Consider the following 19426-nt stretch of genomic DNA (forward strand, 5'->3'; position numbering starts at 1 on the left):
AGATCACCTTCGACGACCAGCGCGGCGCGGAGCGGGTGATGGTGCACGCCGAGCGGGACATGCAGCAGACCACCGAGCGCAATAGTTCGGAGGCGGTGGGCCAGGACCAGAACATCGATGTGAAAGGCACGTCGACCTCGGTCACCGGCGCGTCGATCAAGTTCACCGGGGTGTCGGTGTCCTTCACCGGCCTGTCGGTCAGCTTCACCGGGGTGTCGGCCAGCTTCACCGGCCTGTCCACCAGTTTCACCGGGGCGTCTACCAGCTTCACCGGCGTCTCCACCGGCTTTACCGGGGTGTCCACCGGTTTTACCGGCGTGTCCACCAGCTTCACCGGCATTTCGACCGGTTTCACCGGGGTGTCCACCAGCTTTACCGGCGTGTCCACCAGCCTGACCGGCACGCGCACCTCGGTGACCGGCACCTCGCAGGGCATGACCGGCATTTCCACCTCGATGACCGGCACCAGCGTGTCGGCCACCGGCATGTCGCAAAGCATGACCGGGGTGTCGTCCTCTTATACCGGCACCTCCACCAGCGTCACCGGCAGCAAGATGTCGGTGACCGGCACCTCCAAGAGCGTGACCGGCACTTCGATGTCGGACACCGGTTCCTCGGTCAGCATCACCGGCACCTCGATGTCCACCACCGGCTCGTCCACCAGCGTGACCGGCAGCAAGATGTCCACCACCGGGTCCGACGTCGGCGTCACCGGCTGTTCGGTGTCCACCACCGGCGCTTCGGTCAAGTTGGTGGGCAGCGATACCTCGATGACGGGTTCCGAGACCAAGGCGGTGGGCAGCAAGATGTCCACCACCGGTTCCAGCATCAGTTCGGTGGGGTCTGAGGTCAGCAGCACCGGCTTCAGCAACTCCACCACCGGTTTCAAATACTCCTACACCGGCGCGTCCTACTCGGACACCGGCGTGGATCTGAAAAAAGTCGGCATGGAGGTCAAAAGCTGATGCCCTTGCGTCATATCAAACCCCAGGCGGCGCTCGTGTCCTCGTCGCGCACCCAGATCGGCGCTCAAGCCATGTTGCGCGTCGGCGTCGGCGTCGGCTTCCGCCTGAGCGATCCCTTCATCCTGGCGCACGAGGCCGCGTGCTGGGAGGCGATCAAGGCCGCGGAGCCGGCGCTGCCGCTGTTCGAGCCGGCCATGCCCAAGCTGCGCGCCGAATGGCTGTTGCTGGGCAGCGCGCATTATCGTGGCCCGGCGGCCGGCGCCGGTGCGCTGGACTGGCTGGCCGAGGCCGAGCTGGGCGGCGTGCGCAAGATCGCGAGTTGCCGGGCGCGGCCGCGCGTGGACGGCGGCCGCGCCGAGGCCAGCCTGGCGCTGGACCCGCGTCAGGCCGCCGCCGGCCTGCAGGGCGAAAACCCTTTCGGCCAACGCCACGCGGCCCCGCCCTTGCAACGGGTCCGCGGCCTGAGCGTGAGCCCGGCGCCGCTGGCGGCGATGGGGCCGCTGGGCAGCGACTGGCCGGAACGCCGCCAATGGCAGCCGCGCTTCGCCGGCTCGCCGCAGGCAATGGCGGAGGACGGCAGCCATATGGGCTGGCCGGCGGCCACCGATCTGCGCTTCTTCCAGCAGGCGGCGCCGGACCAATGGTCGGAGCAGGCTTGCTGGCCGGCGCAAGCGCCGTACGCGCTCAGCGGTTTTCGCGGCGGCGAGCTTCAGGGCCGCTTGCCGGCCCTGCGGCCGCTGCTGCTGGCCGGGCGCGGCGACGGACCGCTGGACGAGCGCCCGGAACTGAGGCTGCAAACCGTATGGCTGCTGCCGGACGCGGATCTGGGCGTGATGTGGTGGAACGGCTTCCTGCCGCTGGATTACGTGCTGGACGACAGCGTCGGCCGGCTGGCGCTGGGCTTCAAGGACGCCGCCGAGCCGGAGCGGCCGGCGGAGCTTGCCGCCTTCGCCGAGCGCCGCGCGCGGCTGGACGACCAGGACCCGCTCTTGCTGGCCGATCACGCGCTGATGCCGGATCCCGCGCGCGGCTGGGTCTGGGAACAGATCCTGGACTCCGCCGACCATCCGCGCTTCGCGCCGCCGCCGCGCGATCGCGCCGAGATCCGCGCGCGGCTGGAACAGAACCGCGAGGATTTGCGCGAGGCGCAGGCGGCGCAAAGCCGGCTGCAGTCCTTTGTCCGCGCCAATGAAAACGCCTTGGCCGGCCTGCCGCAGGCGGCGGCCGACGAGGAAGACTGGCGCGCGCGGCTGCAAAGCGAGCGCGGCCCCTGGAGCGAGCTGACCATACGCGACGCCGATCTGAGCGGCCTGGTCATCGACGGCCGCGAACTGAACCAGGTCCGCTTCGAACGCTGCAAGCTGGATCACGGCCGCTGGCGGCAATGCCGGCTGGAGCAGGTGCAGTTCGTCGATTGCTCGCTGGCCGGCGCCGTGCTGGAAGCGGTGCGCTGGAGCGGCGGCGGCTTGAACCGCTGCAATCTGGGCGCCAGCGTCTGGAACGGCGTGGAGCTGGCGCAGCTGGGCATAGAGGATTGCCGGCTGGACGACATCGCGGTCAACGGCGGCGCCTGGCGCGCGGTCACCGTGCAGGGCGAGGGCGGCGCCGGCGGCCGGATCGGCCAGCTGCGCTGGGATCAGGTCAATTGGTGCCGGGTGCGGGCCGAGGACTGGCGCTTCACCGGCCTGCAGGCCGACGGCCTGGGGCTGGTGGAATGCCAGCTGCCGCGCAGCGGCTGGCGGCAATGCCGGCTGCTGAAGTTCAGCGCGCTGGACACCGATCTGTCCGCCAGCGTCTGGCAGCGCTGCCAGCAACGCTTCGGCGTGGTGTCGCACGGCAGCTCGCTGCGCCAGGCGCGGCTGGAAGACTGCGAACTGCTGTCGTGCAGCTGGCAGGAGCTGGACGCGGCGCAGCTGCGGATGGAGCACTGCGCCTGCCCGCAACTGCACGCTCAGCGGCTGCGGGCGCCGGATTCGCTGTGGCGGGGCTGCGCGCTGGACGGCCTCAACGCCACCCACGCCGATCTGACGCGCGCCCGCTTCGAGGCCTGCGCCTTGAAGGACGCGCTGTTCTACGGCGCAAGCCTGGAGGACAGCCGGATGGAGGGCTGCAATCTGATCGACGCCAAAACCGCCTGGATGCGGCCGCCGTCCGGCGGCGGCTGGAGAGGCAATCTGGAAACCGGACGCCAGGACTGGCCGAGGAGGGCGCCATGAGCGCGGCGGGAGAGGAGGTCTTGCGGGAGCTGGCCGGGCAGTTGCCGGCGGTGGTGGAGGGGCTGCGTTTCGACGCGCCGCCGGCGGCGACGCTGAACCGCGCCGTCTACATCGACTGCCGTTTCGAAGGCGTTCACTGGCAGCGGTGCCGCTTCGAGGAGGTCCGCTTCGTCAACTGCCGTTTCGAGGCCAACCGTTTCGAACGCTGCGTCTGGCGCGAGCTGGGCTGCGCCGACAGCCAGTTCATCGACTGCGTTTGGGACGAATGCGAACTGGAACGGGTGGGCTGGCAGCGGGTGAGCGCGTCCGGGGCCCAGTGGCGCGGCGGGCGGCAGCGCGACTTTTCCTGCGTGGAGCTGGACGCGGCCGATTGGCGGCTGAGCGATGTGCACAGCGCGCACGGCTCCTTCGTCGATTGCCGGCTGCGCGAGTGGCAGTTGCAGGGCGGGCGCTGGTCGGACAGCGCCTGGATCCGCAATCAGCTGGATGGTTTCAGCGTGGAAGGCGCGGAGCTGCGCAACTTCATCCACGGCCAGAGCCGGGCGCGGCGCGTGGCGCTGAGCGCCTGCCGGGGCCTGAACGCGCGCTGGATAGATTGCGAGCTGGAGCATATGGCGCTGGACCACTGCGAGCTGCGCCAGGCGGCCTGGTCGCACAGCGTCTGGAACGGCGGCGCCATCCGCGCCAGCCGTCTTGCCGGCGCCAGCTTCGACCAGGCCCGGCTGCGGCGGGTGCAAGCGCGCGAGGCCGATCTGGAGCAGGCCCTGTTCGACGGCGCGCGGCTGGAGGACTGCGCCTTCGAGCAATTGAGCGCGCCGCGGCTGTCGCTGCGGCAGGCGCGGCTGGAACAGGTCAATCTGTCCGGCGCCAATTTGCGCGGGCTGGACGCCAGCGGCGCCGCGCTGCAGTCGGTGAAGCTGTCCGGCTGCGATTGCCGCGGCGGCAGGCTGATAGGCCAGCCGCGCGGCGCATGGAGCGCGGCGGACACCGCCGGCGCGTTGTTCGACGATAGCAAACTTGAGCAAGACCGGGCCTGGCGGCAACAGGCGCAGCCCGGACCTAGAGGAGCCGCATGATGACATGGATGCAAGAGAGCGCCCTGGCCTGGGCTGAAACCCCGGCCGAATCCGATCCGGTGCTGCGCGCGCTGCGCGTGGCCGCGCCGACGCCGCGCCCCAGCCAGGAATGGCTGCCGGCGCGGGTGTGCGCGCAAGGCGAGGGAGACGGCGAATGGCTGGTCCGGCTGCCGACCGGCGCGCTGCGCCAGGCGCGCGCCGCCTTCAGCTGCCTGGTGAGGCCGCAGCGCGGCGATCTGGTGCAATTGGCGGCGTCGGAAGAGGGGTGCTGGGTGCTGGCCGTGCTGGAGCGCCCGCAGCCGGGCGGCGTCTGCCGGCTGGAACTGGGCGCGGCCAGCGTGCAGCTGCACGCCGCCGAACTGCATCTGTGCGCCGACGGCGAACTGAGCCTGAACGGCCGGCAGCTCAACAGCCGCGCCCAGGCCATCGCCACCGCGGCACAGGAGCGGCAGACCCATATCGGCGGCACCGACGCCGCGCACTGCGGCAGCCTGCTGCTGCACGCGGACCGCCACATGGGGCTGCACGCCAAGAGCACGGCGCTGAGTTCGGCTTCGCTGTTGAAGCTGGACGCCGGCCAGATCCACGTAGCTTGAGGAGAATCGCGATGTTCGCCAATTGTTCCGCGGGCGGCATGGCCCTGGCGGCCTCCGACGTCTGCAAGACCCCGCCGCTGGGGATTCCGTCCACCTACGCCAATATCGCCAACAAGCCGGAGGCGGTGCCCAATGTGCCGACCATCATTTACGCCGGCGGCCCGGTGCACAACCTCAACACCATCATCCCGATGACCCACGGCGACGAGGGCGGTTCGATGGGCGGCGTGGCTTCCGGCACCGTGGCGGCGTTGTCCCGCCACGTGACCGGCTCCGGCAAGGTGCTGATCCAGGGCGCGCCGCAGACGCGGCTGACCGACACCAATCTGCCCAATAACCAGAACACCGCCGGGCAGACGGTGGCTCCTTCTCAGACCATCACCATGACCTTGAGCTAATGACCTCCTTCTCCTTTGTCCGGCGCACGCTGCTGCTGTGCGCGCTGGCCGGCCTGGCGGGCTGCTCCTCGCTGTTCTCCTCGCGGAGCGACGAGGGGCCGCGCCAGCTGCACGTCACCCTGGTGGGCGGCGGCCAGCTGAACAACAGCGGCGGCGGCCCGCGGCCGGTGCAGGTCTGCCTGTACGTGGTGCGGGAGGCCAACTGGCTGCCGCCGGCCGGGCTGGAGGATTCCAGCTGCGCCCAGCGCGGCCGCGAAGTGGCGGCCGAATCCCGCCACGTGGTGGCGCCCAATCAGGTGCAGCAAGTGCTGCTGCCGGCCTCCGGCTCGGACCCGGTCTGGCTGCTGGCGGACGCGGACTTCGCCAGCAAGCCGCCCGGCTACGCGCCGCTGCGCATCCGGGTGGACGGCCGTCAGCTGATCCATCTGGCGGTGCTGCTGGAGCGCAACCGCATCGTCGACGCGCTGCGGCCCGCCCCCTTGCCGGCGGACGCCTCCGCGGCGGCGCCCGCCGCGTCGCCGCCGCCGGCCAAGCCCGGCCGCAAGCCTTGGCGCAAAACGCGCAAGGCGCCCATCGCCCATCTGGAGGAAAGCCCATGAGCGCTTTGCCGGTAGGACCCGTCGCCTGGAGCGACGGCATGTTGATAGAAACCCAGCATTTTCAGCAGCAGGAACGCCATCTGGCCCATCAGTTCGGCCTGCGGATGCGCCAGACCTCCAACCACGGCTGGGGCTTTTTCCGGCTGGACGTGGACAGCGACGGCCTGGGCCTGGGCCGGCTGGGCCTGCGCGCCGCCGAAGGCGTGCTGCCGGACGGCACCCCGTTCGCGCTGCCGGCGCACGACCCCTTGCCGGCGCCGCTGGACACCTCGGAGGCCCAGGCCGGCGACATCGCCTGCCTGGCTTTGCCGGCCGCCGGCTGCGGCGGCCCGGAAATGGCCTTCGGCGACGCGCCGGCCGCCGCGCGCTACCACGCCGCCGCCACCGAAGTGCCCGACCTCAGCGTGGGCCTGGACGCGCCGGGCTCGCCGCGGCGGCTGACGCTGGAAACCGGCCGCATGATGACGCGGCTGTGCTGGCAATCGCAATTGCGCGCCGATGAAACCGCCTTGCCCTTCGCCCGGGTGGCCGGGCGCAGCAGCGCGCTGACCCTGCTGCTGGACCCGCGCTTCATCCCGCCGCTGCTGGACAGCCGCGCCCACCAGACGCTGCGCGCGCTGATCGAGGAATTGCAAAGCACGCTGCAAGTGCGGCTGGCCGGCAGCGCCGGCTTGCGCCTGCTGTCCGCCGGCGGCGGCCTGGCCGATCTGGTGGAGCTGATGCTGCGCCAGGGCATTGCCGAATACCGGATGCGGCTGGCCCACCTGGACGCCTTCGACCCGCTGCCGCCGGCCTTGTTGTTCCAGGAGCTGATCGGCCTGTTGGGCCGCCTCAGCGTGCTGCCCGGCGTGGACGAGGCCCTGGCCGAGCGGCAGTTCGTCTATCAGCACAACGACCTGCAAGCCGGGTTCGAGCCGCTGGCGGCCACCTTGCGCTACGCGCTGGCCAGGGTGATCGAAACCCCGGTGCTGCCGCTGAAGTTCGAGGACCGCGGCGACCAGGTCCACGTCTGCGTGGTGGACCGCCAGTGGAAGCTGCAGAAGATGGTGTTCGCCTTCTCCGCGGCGATGCCGGCGGACAAGCTGCGCCAATTGCTGCCGCAGCAGGCCAAGCTGGGCGCGGTGGAGCAGATCCAGAAACTGGTGGACCTGCAATTGCCGGGCGCGCGCCTGATCCCCGCGCCCAATCCGCCGCGCCAGGTGCCGTACTACGCGCAGAGCGTGTATTTCGAAGTGGAATCCAGCGACCCGTTCTGGGCGCAGGCCTTCGCCGGCTCGGCGCTGGCGCTGCGCATCGTCGGGGACTTCCAGGACTTGAGGTTTGAGGCTTGGGGGTTGCGCGAAGGCAAGGTCGCTTAGAACCTGTTTACGATCGGCTGCGCGTCGGCGATACGGCGTTGAAAACGTCTTCGAAATGCTCATGTACCAACCGTACATTCCGCTTTCTCAGCCGTTTTCGCCTTGTCTCGCCTTAGCTCGCAAGCTCGTAAACAGGTTCAAAACCCAATAGCCGAAAGAGTGAACCTAAATGAATCTGCTGCATAATTTTTCCTCCATCTTTCGCCGGGCCTCCACCGCGCACCTGAACAGCGGCATGCTGGAAGGCGCGATGCGCAGCCGGCTGGAAAACCTGCCGCTGCTGATGCCGGGCCAGCAAGTGTCCACGCTGGACGCCCAGCCGGAGCCTGAGACGCTGGACGCCTTGCCGCTGGCGCTGCCGCCCGCCGCGCCGCCGACGGCGGGCGCGGGCAGGGCGCAGGCCGAGCCCGACGACGCGCCGGTGATCTATCAGCGCTCCGGCGCGCGCGGCGGCCTGCTCAAGGCCGGCCTGCAACAGGCGCAATGGGACAATCCCTTCATCTCCCACGCCTTGCCCGCGGTGCTGCAATTGCAGCGGCTGCAAGGCGGCGCGGCGGAGAGCCAGGCGCAGATCCGCGCCCAGCTGGGCCTGGAACTCAAGCTCTACCGCGAACGCCTGGCGGCCTCCGGCTGCGAGTGGCAACAGGCCCAGGACGCTTCCTACCTGCTGTGCACCTATCTGGACGAGGTCTGCAACGACGCGGCGCGCGGCGCCGGCCAACAGCCCTACGACGGCGAGCGCAGCCTGCTGGTGGAGTTCCACGACGACGCCTGGGGCGGGGAAGACGCCTTCGCCGACCTGCAGCGCTGGCTGCGCCACGAGCCGTCGCCCACCCCCTTGCTGGAGCTGTACGAACTGGTGCTGGCCCTGGGCTGGCAAGGCCGTTACCGGGTGCTGGATCGCGGCGAGGCGCTGCTGCAGGATTTGCGCTCGCAGCTGCACGCGGCGATCTGGCGCCAGCGGGAGCCGGAGCCGCTGGGCGCGGAATTGATCGCGCCGCCGCCCCCGCCGCCGCCGCCGGAACCCGAAGCCCCGCCGCGCCAGCGCTGGCTGACCCCGCTGCGCGGTGGCGCCATCGCGCTGGGCGTGGTGGCGCTGGCCTACGGCGCGGCCAATATCAGCCTGGACCTGCTGGGCCGGCCGATACGCGAAGCGCTGGCGGCCTGGACCCCGCCCTTGCGCAGCATCAATCTGGCCACCACCTTGCCGCCGCCGCTGCCGCAGCTGCTGTCCGAAGGCTGGCTGGTGGCCTATAAGCATCCGCAAGGCTGGCTGCTGGTCTTCCGCAGCGACGGCGCCTTCGACGTGGGCAAGGCCGAGGTGAGGGCTTCCTTCCAGAAAAACATCGAACGGCTGGGCCAGGCTTTCGCGCCGTGGCCGGGCGATCTGGAGGTGATAGGCCATACCGACCGCCAGCCGATCCAGACCAGCGCCTTCCCCAGCAATCAGCGCCTGTCCGAGGCGCGCGCGCGCTCGGTGGCGGACACCCTGCGCCAGACGGCGATTCCCGGCGGCGCGCAAGCGCCCGACAACGCGGTGGCGCGGCGCATCGATTCCTCCGGCCGCGGCGACAGCGCGCCGCTGGACGCGGCGCAAACGCCGGCCGCCTATGAGCGCAACCGTCGCGTCGACGTGTTGTGGAAAGTGGCGGACGCGGCCAAGGGCGCGGCGCCCGGTCAAAGCGCTCAGACGCCGGCCCCGCTGGCGCTGGCCCCGGGCGTCGGCATCGCCAACGGCCCCAGCCCGCTGGAGCCCGGCTATAAGGAGCAACAACCATGATCCGGCAAAGCATGCGCGTCTTGATCGCGCTTTTGATCGCGCTGGCGATCTGGTGGATAGGCCCGCTGATCTCCATCGGCGTCTACCGGCCGCTGGGCTGGGCCTTGCTGCGGCACATCCTGGCGGCGGCGGCGCTGATCTGGGGCTTCTGGCCGCTGCTGAGCTGGCTGTGGGGCCGGCTGACCGCCGCGCCGCGCGCCTTCCGACGCGCGCCCAAACCCGCGCCGGAACCGGAGCCGGACCCCGGCCCGCCGGACTATATCAGCGACACCTTGCAGCAACTGGAGCGCCAGCTGAGCCGCCGCGGCGGCGCGCCGCTGCCGTGCTATCTGCTCTTGGGCGCCGCCGGCAGCGGCAAAAGCAGCCTGCTGTCCTGGACGCTGCGCGACGGCGCGGCGCCGGCGACGGCGATAGGGCAGGGCCTGGGCCTGGATTTCCGCCTGTCTTCGGACGCGGTGTGGCTGGACACCCAGGGCCAGTGGAATGTCGGCGAAGGCTACGACCAGGAGGCCTCCGCCGCCTGGGACAAGCTGCTGGCCGGCTTGGCGGCCCTGCGCGATAAGGTCAGCGTCAGCGGCGTGGTGCTGTGCGTGGGCGGCGACGATTTGATTTCCATGGCGTCCAAACGCCGTCAGCAAATGGCCGCCACCTTGCGCCAGCGCCTGCTCAAGCTGCGCGACGGCCTGGGCCGCACCCCCAATGTTTACCTGGCCCTGACCGGGGCGGACCGGCTGGACGGCGCGCTGGCGATGCTGAACCAGATGCGGCCGGAGCGTTGGGCGCGCGGCATCGGCTTCCCGCTGCCGCTGGAAGCCGGCGCGGACGCCGCCGGCGCCTGGGCGCCGGCCTTGCACAGCCTGGAGCAAAGAGTGCAGCGCCAGGTGCAGTTCGCCGCGCCCCTGGCCGGCGAGGTGGAGGCCAACCACGCCCAGCTGCGCTTCGTGGAAGCGCTGGGCCGGCTGCGCCAGGCCTTGCAGGGCCTGCTGCCGCCGCTGTTCGCCCGCGACGGCGACGAGGACGCGGCTCATCTGCGCGGCCTGTGGCTGGGCTCGGTGGCGGAAGTGGCCGACATCGAAATCGACGGACCGGAACCGGCGACGCGGCCGCTGGGCGAGCTGTGGACGCCCTTGCTGCGCCAGGTGGCGGTGGAACGGCAGTTGATGGAGCAGAACCTGACCGCGGCCGAACGCCAGGCGCGGGAACGGCCGGCCCCGCCCGCGCCGCCCTCGCGCAAGCGTCGCCTGCTGAACGCGCTGCGCTGGGCGGCCTTGCCGGCCTTGGCGCTGGGCCTGCTGGTCTGGGTGGCCTGGGGCTATTTCGCCGAGCGCAACTATCTGGAATACGTCTGGGCCCAGTTCAGCGAGGGCAAGACGCTGGCGCGGGAACAGGCCGGCAGCGCGCCCAGCGCCGGATCGCCGCTGCTGGCGGTGGCCGCGCAGATGCGTTACGCCCAGGCTCAGGCGGAAAGCGCCGAGCGCGGGATGAGAACCCCGTATTTCGAGCACCGCCGCGTGGCCGAAACCGCCACCGCCACCTATCACCGCCATCTGCAGAAAACGCTGATGCCAGAGCTGTACAACGAGGTGAAACGCACCTTGCTGGCGCAGACCGAGGGCAGCCCCGGCGACATCTTCCTGACACTCAAGGTTTACTTGATGCTGTGCCGGCCGCAATACCGCTCCGCCGACGCGGTGGAGCGCTGGATCGCCGGGCGCTGGGAGGCGTTGTCCGAAGGCCAGTACAACGACGAGGACCGGCGTATGCTGATTGCCGACGCGCGCGCGCTGATCGCGCTGCCCGGCCTGCCGGCGGCACCGGAGGACGCCAATCTGGTGCAGACGGCCCGCGCCCGCGCCTCGCAGATTCCGGTGGTGACCCGGGTGCTCAACCATGTGCGGGAGCAGGGCTTGCCGGCGCAGATTCAGGACATCTCGCTGGCGCGCGCGGCCGGCTTCGGCTCCGCGATGAGCTTGCGCATGCGCAACAACGTGCCGGACACCGACAGCGCCGTTTCCGGCTGGTACACCCGCGCCGGCTATGTCGACGCCTTCCTGCCGCGGCTGGAAACCAGCGCCCGCGCCATGCTGGAGGAGCAGAGCTGGGTGCTGCGCAACGAACCGCTGCGCGGCAACGGCTTTGAAATCGACAGCCTGGTGCAGAAGCTGGCCGACAGCGCCCGCAACCAGTATCTGCAGGACTACATCACCGCCTGGCAAAGCTTTCTGGCCAATGTCAGCGTGCGCTCCGTCACCGGCCTGGACGACGCCGCGCAACTGGCGGCGTCCATGATGAACTCGCAGTCCCCGCTGGCCAATCTGCTGCGCTTCGCCGGACGCGAAACCATGTTGACCGGAAACTACGACGGCGGCATGGACAGCTGGATAGACCGCCAGAAGGCGCGGCTGGAGAAAAGCCGCCGCTCGCTGGTGGGCGAGATCAACGGCGAGCGCTACCGGACCACCTTGCTGCCGGAACACGCGGTGGAGGAGCACTTCCAGTCCTTGCGCCAGATCGCCAAGCAATTGGAGAAGAACGACAACAGCGGCAGCAATCCGCTGGCGCGGCTGTTCGATTCGCTGTACCGCCAGCTGGGTCTGGTCAACGGCGCGCTGCAAACCGGCCAGGTGCTGCCGGCGCAATACGATGTGTTCACCAAGCTGCGCGGCGACGCCGGCCTGCAGCCGGAACCGGTGCGCGGCATCATGCTGGACCTGATCAACAACGGCAGCGCCGCCACTTCCAGCCAGACCCAGGCGGTGCTCAACAAGGGGGCGGCCGGCGCCACGCGCAGCGCCTGCGACCAGGGCCTGACCGGACGCTATCCGTTCCGCCGCGGCGCCGGCGCGGACGCCAGCGTGGAGGGTTTTGAGCGGCTGTTCGCGCCGCAGGGCGCGATGGCGGTGTATTTCCGCGAGCATCTGGCCGCCTATGTCGACACCTCGGTCGCGCCGTGGAAGGCGCGCAGCGTGGACGGCGGCAAGCAGGCGCTGCTGAGCCCGGACGTGATAGGCGCTTACGAGAGCGCCAGCCGCATCCGCGACGCGATGCTGGACGACGGCGGACGCTTGCGCGTGCCCACGGTCTTGCGCTTCCTGGACATGGACCCGCAATTGGCCGAGGTGCAACTGGATCTGGCCGGCCAGACCCTGCGCTTCGCCCACGGCGCCACCACGCCGCAGCGCATCGACTGGAACGGCCAGAGCCAGAAGCTGGCGATACGGCTGCAGATGAAGTCGGTGGACGGCCGGGTCAACACCCTGCAATACGACGGGCCGTGGGCGCTGTTCCGCTTCTTCGACGCCGGCCGCGGCGTGGGCGGGACCGCGGACCGCCGCGAGCGTCTGTACCAGGGCAGCCTGGGTTCGGTGCGCATCGAGTGGCAGTCGCTGTCCTCGCCGTCGCCGCTGTGGTCCGGGCTGATCCAGTCCTTCCGTTGTCCGCAAGGCGGCTGACAACGGCTCCGGGGCCGGCGCGGCCGGTCCCGGGCAGCATTGCCGCCGTTTGCTTCATTCCATGACCCACTGAAAGGAAACACCATGACCAAGGCCGCAGAAAACATGATCAACCCGGCGGAAATCCTCAAGGCGTGCAGCGCCGCCCACCAGTACGGCCAGAGTGCCGGCGGCTCCATGGCGGAGCCGTTCATGAACTCGGTGCCGGGCATGTCCACCGCCTCCGGCAGCAACGCCAGCAATATGATAGGCAATGTGCAGGACGTGGGCCGTCAGATGCTGGATCACATGACGGCGATCAAGTCCGCGGTGGACAAGCAGGTGGCGGTGCACCAGGACCAGCAGCGCCGGCAGAAGACTTACGACTTCCAGCCGGACATGTCCGACCTGCGCCCCAGCGACGCCAAGGGCTTCCCCACGGAAATGCCGGAAGCCTTCTTCGCGCCCTTCATGAAGAAATAGGCGGGACGGGCGGGAGCCCGGGGCGCATCCCCGTTCCGGGCCCTGGCCGCCGTTCAGCCGCCGCTGTCGGCGAACTTCTCCAGATAGAGCTTGAGGCGCTCGCAGCCGTGACGGCGCAGCCAGTCGCGCATCGCGTCCACCATCGGCGGCGGGCCGCAGAGATAGATGTCGGCGGCCCGCGCGCGCAGCGCGTCCGCGTCCAGATGATCCGGGATCAGCCCGCGCTTGCCGCTCCAATTCTCTCCCGGCGCCGTCACCACCGGATGCCAGACAAAGCCGGGGAGCCGTTCGGCCAGGCCGCGCAAGCGCGGCAGCTCGCACAGATCGCCTTCGCGGTTGACGCCGTAATACAGCGTCACCGGCTGGCCGCAGCCGCCTTGTTCCGCCAATTGATCCAGCATGCCGAGAAAGGCGGACAGGCCGGTGCCGCCGGCCAGCATCAGCACCGGTTTGTCGATGTGGCGCAGATAGAAGCTGCCCAGCGGCGCCTCCAGTTCGATGCGGTCGCCGGCCCGCCAGCCGTCGCGCAGATAATTGCTCATCGCGCCGTCCGGCAGCAGCCGCACCAGAAAGCGCAGCTGCTTGTCCGCGCCGGGAGCGTGGGCGAAGGAGTAGGCGCGCCACTGCTCGCCGCCGGGCACGCGCAGCCTGGCGTACTGGCCGGGCAGGAAGGACAGCGCGCCTGCTGCGGCGGAGGCGTCCAGGCACAGCACGGCGCAGCTGTCCGACACCGGCTCCACCCGGCTGACCACGGCGCTGAGACGGGCGGCCGGCGCGCCGCGGCACAGGCTGGAGTCGAAGTCGAAGGAAAAGGCGGCGTTGGACAGCACCCGGGTCTGGCAGGACAGCACGCTGCGTTCCGCCAACTCCTCCGCGGACAGCGCCTCGGGGTCGACATAGTCCTGGCTGTAATCGCCGCGGTCGCAGCGGCCGCGGCAGGTGGCGCATACGCCCTCGCGGCAGTCCATCGGGATCTTGATGCCCTGGCGCAGCGCGGCGTCCAGCAGCAATTCCCCCGGCCGCGCTTCCAGAAATAGCGTTCTGCCATCGAGAAAATTCAAAGCCACTTGATGCATATCGGCGCTTTCCGATTCAAAGATGGTAGAAGTCCAACACCGCGTTGACGGTATCGTTCAGCAAGAGCACATGCTGACGCCGGATCAGCCAGCCGTCGCCGTTTCGCGCCAGCGTGTACGCGGCTCGGCCGTAAAAATAGTGGGTGTCGCCAAAGCGGGTGTAGAAGGTGGCCCAGTTGACGCGCGCCTCCACCAGCCCGTCCGCGCCGCGTTCCACGCGGAGATTGGCCAACTGGTGCAAGGTGCGCGGCATCGGGTTGCAGGCGGCGGATTTGCCGGTGCGGATGCGGAATACCCGGTCTTCCAGGCCGGCGCGGCTGGCGTAGTAGATCAGCGACATCTCGCGCTTGGGGTCGGTGGTGTACACATGCTCGGCGTCCCATTGCGGCACGTGGTATTCGCAGTCCGGCGCGTAATCGGCCAGGTAGGCGTCCCAGTCCTGGCTGTCGCAGCGCTCGGCGTGGCGGTAGAGAAACTGCTCCACCTGATAATGCAGTTCGATATTCATTGCTCGGCCTCCTCGGCGGCGGCGCGCCGCTCCAGCCCTTGCAGCAGGCATTGCCGCCAGGCGCTGTGCTGGTTGACGTACAGGCCCTCATGGGTGATTTCGGTCCCGGTCAGGCAGGGGCGGATGCCCAGGGTCAGGCTATTGGGCGTGGCGCCGGTCTGCCAGCGCGGGTGGCCGCGCGAGATGTCGCTCCAGCGCTCCAGCCGCCCCTGGAAGCCGCGCTGGGCCTCGCGGAACTCGGTCAGATCGTCCGGCGTGCCCATGCCGGACACATTGAAGAAGTCCTCGAACTGGCGGATGCGGTTTTCGCGGTCGGCGGCGGATTCGCCCTTGACGCCCAGGCATTGGCTTTGCACCAGGGTCTTGTTCCAGGCCAGCGGGCGGATGATGCGCAGCTGGGAGCTGATCTGGTCCATGAAGAACAGGCTGGGATAGATGTTGAGATTGCGCAGCCGGTGCATCATCCATTCCGCCTTGGCCTGGCCGTGTTCGGCCACCAGCCGCGGCATGATGCCGGCGTAGCCGGGCCGCACCGCGGGGTTGGGCATGTCGCTGAACAGCAGACTGTGGCCGTTGGGAAAGGAGAACCAGCCGTCGTCGGTGGCGGCGTCGCCGGCGCCCAGCTTGCTGTAGTCCAGCGTGGCGGCCTGCGCCTCGCCTTGCTGGCGGCTGACTTCCTGGCGGTGCTGCACCGTGGCCACGTAGTTGTAATGCACGGTGCTGACGTGGTAGCCGTCCAGGCCGTTTTCGTTTTGCAGCTTCCAGTTGCCGTCGTAGGTGTAGCTGGATTTGCCGGGCAGCACTTCCAGCTCGCCGCTGGGGGATTGCGCCACCATCATGTCGAAAAAGACCTTGGCGTCGCCCAGATAGTCTTCCAGCGCGTCCGCGCCGTCCGTGTCCAGGCTGACGAAGACGAAGCCCTTGTAGCTGGCGACGCGCGCCTGTTTCAGCGATCGGCCGGCCTTGTCGAAGTCCGCCGGGTATTCGCCCGGGGCCTTGACCTTGAGCAGGCGGCCGTCGTTCTTGTAGCACCAGGCGTGGAAGGGGCAGGTGAAGGTGGATTGATTGCCCTTGCACTGGCGCACCAGGGTGGCGCCGCGGTGCTGGCAGGCGTTGACCAGCGCGTGCAGGCCGCCGTTGGCGTCGCGGCTGACGATCAGCGGCTGGCGGCCGGCCTGCAGGGTGATGAAGTCGTTGGGCTCGGCGATTTCGCTTTCGTGACAGGCGTAGATCCAGACTTTCTCGAAGATCAGCTCCATCTCCAGCTCGAACAGCTGAGCGTCGGTGAACATGTCGCGGGCGATGCGGTAGACGCCGTCGTCCGGGCGGAAGTCCAGGCAGCCGCCGACGAAGCTGCGCCATTGCGCCGTGGTGCGGAAGGTTGTGCTCATCGTAATGTCCTTGAACAGGTTCTGCGTTCCGGCGAGCCCGCCGCGCCGGGCGGCGGGCCGCGGTTTCAATCAGTCCATCAGCCTTGGTCCATCAGGCCTGGGCGCGGGTGCGGCTGACCTCGGTGGAGGGGGCCGGAGCCGCTTCGCGGTGCAGGGTGAAGTTGAACTCGATGCGGGCGAAAGGCTTGCCCACGCCGCTCTGGCGCAGTTCCTCCGGCGCGCTGACGCGCTGGACGTCCGGCACCAGCCCTTCGCGCGTGCCGAAGGCGAAGTCGTCCCACAGATGCGGATCGTCCTGGATGTTGATCTGGGTGGTCAGCTTGCGGAAGCCCGGCGCGGACACGAAGAAATGCACGTGGGCCGGACGGTGGCCGTGACGGCCCAGCTGCCGCAGCAGACGGTCGGTGGCGCCGCCCGGCGGCACGCTGTAGCCACAGGGCATGATGCTGCGGAAGCGGTAGCGGCCTTGCTCGTCGGCGCGGATGCCGCGGCGCAGGTTGAAATCGCTCTGGGTTTTATCAAAGTAGGAGTAATTGCCCAGGCTGTTGGCGTGCCATACCTCCACCAGCGCGTGCGGCACCGGCCGGCCGGCGTCGTCCCGCACCTGGCCGCGCATGAACAAGGGTTCGCCGTCGTCCTTGCCGTCGTCCAGCCGCGCCTCGCATTCGCACAGCGGCGCGCCGGCCACGTAGAGCGGCCCTTCTATGGTGCGCGGCGTGCCGCCGAGCAGGCCGGCCTTGCGTTCGGCCTCGTCGGCGCGCAGGTCCAGGAAGTGTTCCAGCCCGAGACCGGGCACGATCAGGCCCAGCTCGCCGCTGCGGCCGGCGTCGGCCAACAGCTCCACCGCGCTCCAGAACTCCGACGGCTGGATGTCGAAGTCCTCGATCGCGTAGCACAGCTCGCGCATCAAGCGGTTGACGATGGCGCGGGTGCGCGGATTGGCCTGCTCGGTGGCGGTTTGGTCGAAGCGTTGCAGCAGGGCGTCGATTTCGGCGCGTTCCATGGTGTTTCTCCTTTGTTGACGGGCGGGGCGGGGGTCTTGTGTTTTGCCGCCGTCGCAGTGAACCGCTAAAGCGGGCGCCTAGCGGTCGTCGGCGTGGATGCTGGACGGATGCCGGTTCAAGGGCCTGACCTCGATGCGCATGAAGGGGAAGAGCGGCAGGCTGGACAGCAATTGGTGCAGTTCTTCGGCATCGGCGACGTCGAACACGCTGATGTTGGCGTACTGGCCGCTGAGCCTCCATAGATGGCGCCATTGGCCGCTGCGTTGCAGCGCTTGCGCGCGTTCGCGCTCGTCCAGCTTCAAGGCCGCCGCCCGTTCCGGGTCCAGGTCGTGCGGCAGTTGTACTTGCATTTCCACATGAAACAGCATGGTGGTCTCCTTGGGAGGTCGGGTGTCAGACCGCGTGCAGGCGCGGCGCGGTCCGGTCGCGGCGCAGGGCCGCCAGCTTGTCCGGGTCCGGGCGCACGCCCAGGCCGGGGCCAGACGGCAGTTGCAGTTCGAAGTCGCGGTAGCAGAGCGGCTCGCTCAGCAATTCCTCGGTCAGCAGCAGCGGGCCGAACAGCTCGCTGCCCCAGTCCAGCCGTTCGAAGGTGGAAAACAACTGGGCCGAGGCGATGGTGCCGATGCCGCCTTCCAGCATGGTGCCGCCGTAGAGGCCCAGGCCGTTGACGGCGGCGATCTCGGCCACCTGGCGCGCGGCGAACAGGCCGCCGGACTGCGCTATCTTCACCGCGAACACGTCGGCGGCGTCCCGGCGCGCCAGCTGATTGGCGTCCGCCGGGCCGTGCAGGGATTCGTCCGCCATGATGGGCACCTCGAAGCGCCGCGCCAGCCGGGCCAGCGCCGCCGGGTGTTCGCGCGGCACCGGCTGTTCGATCAGCTCCACGCCGCCGTCCTGCAGCCGGGCGATGGCGCGCTCGGCCTGCATCTCGCTCCAGGCCTGGTTGACGTCGACGCGCACGCCGGCGCGGCCGTCCAGCGCGCGGCGTATCGCCAGCACGTGGGCCACGTCGTCTTCCGGCGCGCGCAAGCCTATCTTCAGCTTGAACGCGCGGTGGCGGCGCCGCTCCAGCATGGCCTCGGCCTCGGCGATGTCGCGGCCGGTGTCGCCGCTGGCCAGGGTCCAGGCCACCGGCAGGCTGTCGCGCACCCGGCCGCCCAGCAGCTCGCTCAGCGGCACCTCCAGCCGCCGCGCCTGGATGTCCAGCAAGGCGGTTTCCAGCGCGCACTTGGCGAAGCGGTTGCCGCGGGCGCCGCGGCGCAGCTTGCCCAGCAGGCGGCCGAAGTCGCGGGCATCCTCGCCCAGCAGCAGCGGCGCCAGGTAGCAGTCGATATTGGTCTTGACGCTTTCCGGGCTTTCTTCTCCGTATTGCAGCCCGCCTATGGTGGTGGCCTCGCCCCAGCCTTCTTGTCCGTCGCGGCAGCGGATGCGGACCAGGGCCAGCGTCTGGCCGCGCAGGGTGGCCACCGACAACTGGTGCGGGCGGATGGTGGGCAGATCAACCAGAATGGTCTCCACCGTGTCTATCGCGGTATCAGGTATCAAGATTGCGCTCCCGTGGTTTCGGATATCATGCAAGCCTGTGGAACCGCGGGTCCAACACCGTTTTCGTCTGCTTCCATACCTGTGAGGTATTGAATGGAATTGCGCCATCTGCGCTACTTCGTCGCCGTCGCCGAAGAGCTCAACTTCACCCGCGCGGCGGAACGGCTGCACATCGCCCAGCCGCCGCTAAGCCGGCAGATCCAGCAACTGGAGGAGGAACTGGGCCTATTGCTGCTGGACCGCGGCGCGCGGCCCTTGCAACTGACCGAGGCCGGCCGCTTCTTCTACGCCCAGGCGCGCAATCTGCTGGCCCAGGCCCAGGGCATGCGTGCGATGACGCGCAAGATCGCGCTGGCGCGCCGGCAGCTGGTGATAGGGTATGTCGGCTCCACCTTGTACCGGCCCTTGCCGGAGGTGATACGCCGCTTTCACGCCATCCATGTCGACACTGAGCTGTCTCTGCTGGAAATGACGTCCTTGGAGCAGGTGGAGGCCCTGAAGGCCGGCCGCATCGACGTGGGCTTCGGCCGGCTCTTGTTCGACGACCCGGCGGTGGAGCGCGAAGTGCTGGCCGAGGAGCCCTTGTGGCTGGCCTTGCCGCTGGAGCACCCGCTGGCGCGGCGCGAAGGTCCCTTGCGTCTGCGCGACGCGGCGGAGGAAACCGTGCTGATCTATCCGCGCCAGCCGCGGCCCAGCTACGCCGACCAGGTGCTGGCCGCTTTCCGCCAGCGCGCGCTGGAGCCGGCTTACGCGCTCGAAGTGAGAGAATTGCAAACCGCGCTGGGCCTGGTGGCCGCCGGCATGGGGGTGTGCGTGGTGCCGGCCAGCGTGCTGAGGCTGCGCCGCGACGACGTGGTGTACCGGCCGCTGACGGACGAAGGCCTGGCCTCGCCGCTGATCATGAGCGCGCGGCGCGGGGACCGCTCCGAGGAGCTGGCCCTGATCCGGCGTTTATTGCGCGAGCTGCTGCCGCGCGAGGAGGCGCTGGAGGAGTAGGGCA

17 protein-coding genes are annotated in these 19426 nt (G+C 69.4%); 11 read left to right on the top strand and 6 right to left on the bottom strand.

What is annotated here, in order from left to right; genetic code table 11:
* The 10 genes from ACODSD_RS13250 to ACODSD_RS13295 all read left to right on the top strand — a co-directional run.
* Positions 1 to 965 (top strand): bacteriophage T4 gp5 trimerization domain-containing protein (locus ACODSD_RS13250; RefSeq protein ID WP_488877540.1); only part of this gene is annotated, 965 nt, incomplete at its 5' end.
* On the top strand, positions 965 to 3181 hold the full coding sequence (locus ACODSD_RS13255) for a DUF2169 family type VI secretion system accessory protein (protein ID WP_227108456.1): 2217 nt from the start codon (positions 965 to 967) through the stop codon (positions 3179 to 3181). The genes ACODSD_RS13250 and ACODSD_RS13255, both read left to right, overlap by 1 nt.
* Positions 3178 to 4257: a pentapeptide repeat-containing protein gene (locus ACODSD_RS13260; RefSeq protein WP_486637206.1), complete on the top strand. Its 1080-nt coding sequence runs from the start codon at positions 3178 to 3180 to the stop codon at positions 4255 to 4257. Before ACODSD_RS13255 ends, ACODSD_RS13260 begins: the two co-directional genes overlap by 4 nt.
* Positions 4257 to 4853 (top strand): DUF3540 domain-containing protein, encoded by a 597-nt coding sequence (locus ACODSD_RS13265; protein ID WP_107800058.1) that lies wholly within the window; start codon positions 4257 to 4259, stop codon positions 4851 to 4853. The genes ACODSD_RS13260 and ACODSD_RS13265 overlap by 1 nt, the downstream gene beginning before the upstream one ends.
* A gap of 11 nt (positions 4854 to 4864) precedes the next feature.
* Complete coding sequence (locus ACODSD_RS13270) at positions 4865 to 5251, top strand: DUF4150 domain-containing protein (RefSeq protein ID WP_043593253.1); 387 nt, start codon at positions 4865 to 4867, stop codon at positions 5249 to 5251.
* Positions 5251 to 5850, top strand: a complete 600-nt coding sequence (locus ACODSD_RS13275; RefSeq protein WP_488877541.1) for a type VI secretion lipoprotein TssJ — start codon at positions 5251 to 5253, stop codon at positions 5848 to 5850. Before ACODSD_RS13270 ends, ACODSD_RS13275 begins: the two co-directional genes overlap by 1 nt.
* Positions 5847 to 7208, top strand: a complete 1362-nt coding sequence (tssK, locus tag ACODSD_RS13280) for a type VI secretion system baseplate subunit TssK (protein ID WP_235088624.1) — start codon at positions 5847 to 5849, stop codon at positions 7206 to 7208. Before ACODSD_RS13275 ends, tssK begins: the two co-directional genes overlap by 4 nt.
* A 169-nt stretch (positions 7209 to 7377) precedes the next feature.
* The gene (icmH, locus tag ACODSD_RS13285; protein ID WP_488877542.1) at positions 7378 to 8988 is read left to right on the top strand and encodes a type IVB secretion system protein IcmH/DotU; all 1611 of its coding nucleotides are present in this window, start codon (positions 7378 to 7380) and stop codon (positions 8986 to 8988) included.
* Positions 8985 to 12440 (top strand): type VI secretion system membrane subunit TssM, encoded by a 3456-nt coding sequence (tssM, locus tag ACODSD_RS13290; protein WP_488877543.1) that lies wholly within the window; start codon positions 8985 to 8987, stop codon positions 12438 to 12440. Before icmH ends, tssM begins: the two co-directional genes overlap by 4 nt.
* A gap of 84 nt (positions 12441 to 12524) precedes the next feature.
* The gene (locus ACODSD_RS13295; protein ID WP_199225904.1) at positions 12525 to 12902 is read left to right on the top strand and encodes a DUF6277 family protein; all 378 of its coding nucleotides are present in this window, start codon (positions 12525 to 12527) and stop codon (positions 12900 to 12902) included.
* A 53-nt stretch (positions 12903 to 12955) separates the two neighbouring features.
* Here the strand turns inward: ACODSD_RS13295 and antC are convergent, their stop codons facing one another.
* The 6 genes from antC to ACODSD_RS13325 form a co-directional block, all read right to left on the bottom strand.
* A complete protein-coding gene (antC, locus tag ACODSD_RS13300; RefSeq protein ID WP_488877544.1) occupies positions 12956 to 13978 on the bottom strand; it encodes an anthranilate 1,2-dioxygenase electron transfer component AntC in 1023 nt (340 codons plus the stop codon).
* 16 nt (positions 13979 to 13994) lie between these two features.
* Entirely contained in the window at positions 13995 to 14486 is a 492-nt protein-coding gene (gene antB / locus ACODSD_RS13305) for an anthranilate 1,2-dioxygenase small subunit (protein WP_488877545.1), read from the bottom strand.
* Positions 14483 to 15877, bottom strand: coding sequence for an anthranilate 1,2-dioxygenase large subunit (antA, locus tag ACODSD_RS13310; RefSeq protein ID WP_227108448.1), 1395 nt, complete (start codon positions 15875 to 15877; stop codon positions 14483 to 14485). The genes antB and antA overlap by 4 nt, the downstream gene beginning before the upstream one ends.
* Before the next feature lie 91 nt (positions 15878 to 15968).
* The gene (catA, locus tag ACODSD_RS13315) at positions 15969 to 16880 is read right to left on the bottom strand and encodes a catechol 1,2-dioxygenase (protein ID WP_488877546.1); all 912 of its coding nucleotides are present in this window, start codon (positions 16878 to 16880) and stop codon (positions 15969 to 15971) included.
* 78 nt (positions 16881 to 16958) lie between these two features.
* Complete coding sequence (gene catC / locus ACODSD_RS13320; RefSeq protein WP_107800049.1) at positions 16959 to 17249, bottom strand: muconolactone Delta-isomerase; 291 nt, start codon at positions 17247 to 17249, stop codon at positions 16959 to 16961.
* 25 nt (positions 17250 to 17274) lie between these two features.
* Positions 17275 to 18426, bottom strand: coding sequence for a muconate/chloromuconate family cycloisomerase (locus ACODSD_RS13325; protein WP_256477411.1), 1152 nt, complete (start codon positions 18424 to 18426; stop codon positions 17275 to 17277).
* Between the two features lie 93 nt (positions 18427 to 18519).
* Between ACODSD_RS13325 and ACODSD_RS13330 the strand changes: the two genes are divergently transcribed.
* Positions 18520 to 19422 (top strand): LysR family transcriptional regulator, encoded by a 903-nt coding sequence (locus ACODSD_RS13330; RefSeq protein ID WP_488877547.1) that lies wholly within the window; start codon positions 18520 to 18522, stop codon positions 19420 to 19422.
* The last annotated feature ends 4 nt before the right edge of the window (positions 19423 to 19426 follow it).

The sequence above is a fragment of the Chromobacterium sp. FG22 genome (genome assembly GCF_057809415.1).